The 5,000-nt window shown below is 45.7% G+C and carries 3 rRNA genes (2 of these 3 only partly in view); all 3 read right to left on the minus strand.

Annotation, left to right across the window (positions count from 1 at the left end):
- Positions 1-2,644: ribosomal RNA gene (locus tag AC5ZC7_RS26135) — 23S ribosomal RNA — on the minus strand; it reaches 240 nt to the left of the window's first position.
- Positions 2,645-3,334: 690 nt separating this feature from the next.
- Positions 3,335-3,446: ribosomal RNA gene (rrf, locus tag AC5ZC7_RS26140) — 5S ribosomal RNA — on the minus strand.
- A gap of 83 nt (positions 3,447-3,529) precedes the next feature.
- Positions 3,530-5,000 (minus strand): 23S ribosomal RNA (locus tag AC5ZC7_RS26145) (it continues 1,411 nt past the right edge of the window).

Raw genomic sequence — 5,000 nt, forward strand, 5'->3', positions numbered from 1 at the left:
GTCCTCTCAATTTACTAACGATCACAACAGATAGGGACCGAACTGTCTTGCGACGTTCTGAACCCAGTTCACGTGCCACTTTAATCGGCGAACAGCCGAACCCTTGGGACCTTCTCCAGCCCCAGGATGTGACGAACCGACATCGAGGTGCCAAACCTCACCGTCGATATGAGCTCTTGGGTGAGATCAGCCTGTTATCCCCGGAGTACCTTTTATCCTTTGAGCGATGGCCCTTCCATACAGAACCACCGGATCACTTTAGCCTGCTTTCGCACCTGCTCGGCTTGTTTGCCTCACAGTCAAGCACCCTTATACTAATGCGCTCTACGTACGATTACCAACCGTACTGAGGGTACCTTTGCGAGCCTCCGTTACCTTTTAGGAGGCGACCACCCCAGTCAAACTACCCACCAAACAATGTCTCCGTTGCCGGATTAGACTCTAAATAACAGAAGGTTGGTATTTCAACGATGACTCCACAACTCCTGGCGAAGCTGCTTCATAGTCTCCCAACTATCCTACACATCTGGCATTCAAAATCAATGTTAAGTTGTAGTGAAGGTTCACGGGGTCTTTCCGTCCCGTTGCGATTAACCGGCATCTTCACCGATACTACAATTTCACCGAGCTCGTGGTAGAGACAGTGTACAACTCATTAGACCATTCGTGCAGGTCGGAACTTACCCGACAAGGAATTTCGCTACCTTAGGACCGTTATAGTTACGGCCGCCGTTTACTGGGGCTTCAGTCAGAAGCTTTGGATTGCTCCGAACATCCTTCCTTAACCTTCCAGCACCGGGCAGGTATCAGGCTCTATACGTCATCTTTCGATTTTGCAGGGCCCTGTGTTTTTGTTAAACAGTTGGTTGTACCATTTTACTGAGGCCGCATTACTGCGGCACGCCTTATCCCGAAGTTACAGCGTCAATTTGCCTAGTTCCTTTACCACGGATCACTCGAGCGCCTGAGAATACTCATCTCGACTACCTGTGTCGGTTTACGGTACGGGCTGCTATAAACGAACCTTAGAAGTTTTTCTTGGAAGTCTGATTAGGGATACTATCAACGCGGCCGAAGCTTTGTTGTACTATCAGGTTTCATCATCATTGGCGGATTTGCCAACCAACAATATAACTACACCCTTTAACGCACTATTCCGTAAGTGCGCGATCCTTTCACTACTCCGTTACTCCATCGAATTTATAGCAGGTACTGGAATATTCACCAGTTTGCCATCAGCTACGCCTTTCGGCTTTGCCTAAGGACCCGACTAACCCTGATCCGATTAGCGTTGATCAGGAACCCTTAGTCTTACGGCGATAAGATTTTTCATCTTATTTATCGTTACTTATGCCTACATTTTCTTTTCTAAACGCTCCAGCATGTCTCGCAACACACCTTCGATGCAGTTTAGAATGCTCCCCTACCGTCTAGCACCTAAATGCTAGGCCTAAAGCTTCGGTTATATGTTTGATGCCCGATTATTTTCCGTGCCCAAACCCTCGACCAGTGAGCTGTTACGCACTCTTTAAATGAATGGCTGCTTCCAAGCCAACATCCTGGCTGTTTTAGGATTTGAACCGCGTTTGTTCAACTTAACATATCATTAGGGACCTTAGCTGTTAGTCTGGGTTATTTCCCTCTCGGCCATGGACCTTAGCGCCCACAGCCTCACTCCTGGAGATTATATTATAGCATTCGGAGTTTATTAGGGTTTGGTAGGCGGTGAAGCCCCCTAGCCCAATTAGTAGCTCTACCTCTATAATACGTCTATATCCAAGGCTGTTCCTAAAAACATTTCGGGGAGAACGAGCTATCTCTCAGTTTGATTGGCCTTTCACCCCTATCCACAGGTCATCCCATAGCTTTTCAACGCTAATGAGTTCGGGCCTCCAGTTAGTTTTACCTAACCTTCACCCTGCCCATGGATAGATCACAAAGTTTCGCGTCTACCCCCACTGACTGATTCGCTCTGTTAGAACTTGCTTTCGCTACGGCTCCGGTACTGAAGACCTTAACCTTGCCAGTGAGGAGTAACTCGTAGGCTCATTATGCAAAAGGCACGCCGTCACCATTGCTGGCTCCGACCGCTTGTAAGCGCACGGTTTCAGGAACTATTTCACTCTCCTGTTCGGAGTACTTTTCACCTTTCCCTTACGGTACTGGTTCACTATCGGTATCTAAGGAGTATTTAGCCTTACCAGATGGTGCTGGCAGTTTCATACAGGATTCCTCCGGTCCCGCACTACTCAGGATACTACACGTCCTCCAGAATTTCTGTCTACAGGGCTATCACCTGCTACGGCTCATCTTTCCAGATGATTCAACTTGATCTGAACTTCTAAAAGTAGTCCTACAACCCCGGATAGAATTGCTTCGATCCGGTTTGGGCTCTTCCCCGTTCGCTCGCCACTACTTAGGGAATCATTATTTATTTTCTTTTCCTACAGGTACTTAGATGTTTCAGTTCCCTGCGTTGGCTCTCCTTGCGGAGTAATACACCTTCAGTGTACTGGGTTGTCCCATTCGGAAATCTACGGATGTAACGATCGTTTGCATCTCCCCGTAGCTTATCGCAGCTTACCACGTCCTTCGTCGCCTCTTAGATCCTAGGCATCCACCATGCGCTCTTATTCGCTTTAAAAAATTTAGTATTCAAATATTACTATTTCGAATACAACTTGCATTTCCCAATATGTCAAAGAACTTTTAATCACTGATCTCTTTTACAAGATTTCATTTCCGTGATTATTGCCGATGTGTGAGATCCGATCTCTGTGACTCTCTAGTCAAACACCTTGTTATTATTATAAGAACTTATATTCCGTATCGCGTTGTTTGCGTTGGGGTTGCAAAGGTAGTGATCTTTTATTTAACCACCAAAACTTTTTTAAAGTTTTTTGCATCTTTAATTATCTTAGTATCAATGACTTGTCTATTGGGAAAGTGCTTTAAATACTTTGATAATCAAACCCTTATTTTGCAAAGAACACTAGCTTTTTGAAGCGGATGGCAAAGATATAACCTTTATCATTCGCAGCAAAAATTATTTCAACTTAATTGCTATTTATTTTCTGTATTTCAAACTGATATTAAGCACCTGGCTTAAGTGTGGTTTCATTCTTTTTTAGAGAGATGAAAACCGTGATGACACTAATTGTAAAGTGTAAGTGGTAGGATGTTGCCTAACCTGGTGTATCATCTGTTGCAGTAGTAATCTGCTTTGTAAAGAACTGTGTCTGTATGCTTCGAGTCCCTACTCTTTAGTAAAGGTCTCTACTTATATAAGAAAGAAAAAGCCTTAGTACACGAGTACTAAGGCTTCTCTTAATAAGTATGGCAGCTACCTACTCTCCCGCATGATAGTGCAGTACCATCGGCCATGAGGGGCTTAACTTCTCTGTTCGGAATGGGAAGAGGTGAACACCCTCGGCAAAACCACCATAAGATCTTTTTTGCTATTACAGCAAACTAATAAGATAACATATCGGGAAAGTTGTATTCAAAACTCTTTAGCGTAATATTTAAAAAATTAAAGCTTACGGGCAATTAGTATTACTCGGCTGCGATGTTACCACCCTTACACCTGTAACCTATCAACGTCGTAGTCTCCGACGGCCCTTAAAAGTAAACTCATCTTGAAGCAGGTTTCACGCTTAGATGCTTTCAGCGTTTATCCTATCCGTACATAGCTACTCTGCACTGCACCTGGCGGCACAACAGATACACCAGCGGTACGTACGACCCGGTCCTCTCGTACTAAGGTCATGTCCTCTCAATTTACTAACGATCACAACAGATAGGGACCGAACTGTCTTGCGACGTTCTGAACCCAGTTCACGTGCCACTTTAATCGGCGAACAGCCGAACCCTTGGGACCTTCTCCAGCCCCAGGATGTGACGAACCGACATCGAGGTGCCAAACCTCACCGTCGATATGAGCTCTTGGGTGAGATCAGCCTGTTATCCCCGGAGTACCTTTTATCCTTTGAGCGATGGCCCTTCCATACAGAACCACCGGATCACTTTAGCCTGCTTTCGCACCTGCTCGGCTTGTTTGCCTCACAGTCAAGCACCCTTATACTAATGCGCTCTGCGTACGATTACCAACCGTACTGAGGGTACCTTTGCGAGCCTCCGTTACCTTTTAGGAGGCGACCACCCCAGTCAAACTACCCACCAAACAATGTCTCCGTTGCCGGATTAGACTCTAAATAACAGAAGGTTGGTATTTCAACGATGACTCCACAACTCCTGGCGAAGCTGCTTCATAGTCTCCCAACTATCCTACACATCTGGCATTCAAAATCAATGTTAAGTTGTAGTGAAGGTTCACGGGGTCTTTCCGTCCCGTTGCGATTAACCGGCATCTTCACCGATACTACAATTTCACCGAGCTCGTGGTAGAGACAGTGTACAACTCATTAGACCATTCGTGCAGGTCGGAACTTACCCGACAAGGAATTTCGCTACCTTAGGACCGTTATAGTTACGGCCGCCGTTTACTGGGGCTTCAGTCAGAAGCTTTGGATTACTCCGAACATCCTTCCTTAACCTTCCAGCACCGGGCAGGTATCAGGCTCTATACGTCATCTTTCGATTTTGCAGGGCCCTGTGTTTTTGTTAAACAGTTGGTTGTACCATTTTACTGAGGCCGCATTACTGCGGCACGCCTTATCCCGAAGTTACAGCGTCAATTTGCCTAGTTCCTTTACCACGGATCACTCGAGCGCCTGAGAATACTCATCTCGACTACCTGTGTCGGTTTACGGTACGGGCTGCTATAAACGAACCTTAGAAGTTTTTCTTGGAAGTCTGATTAGGGATACTATCAACGCGGCCGAAGCTTTGTTGTACTATCAGGTTTCATCATCATCGGCGGATTTTCCAACCAACAATATAACTACACCCTTTAACGCACTATTCCGTAAGTGCGCGATCCTTTCACTACTCCGTTACTCCATCGAATTTATAGCAGGTACTGGAATATTCACCAGTTT

It is taken from the genome of Chitinophaga sp. 9-1-y (assembly GCF_059511905.2).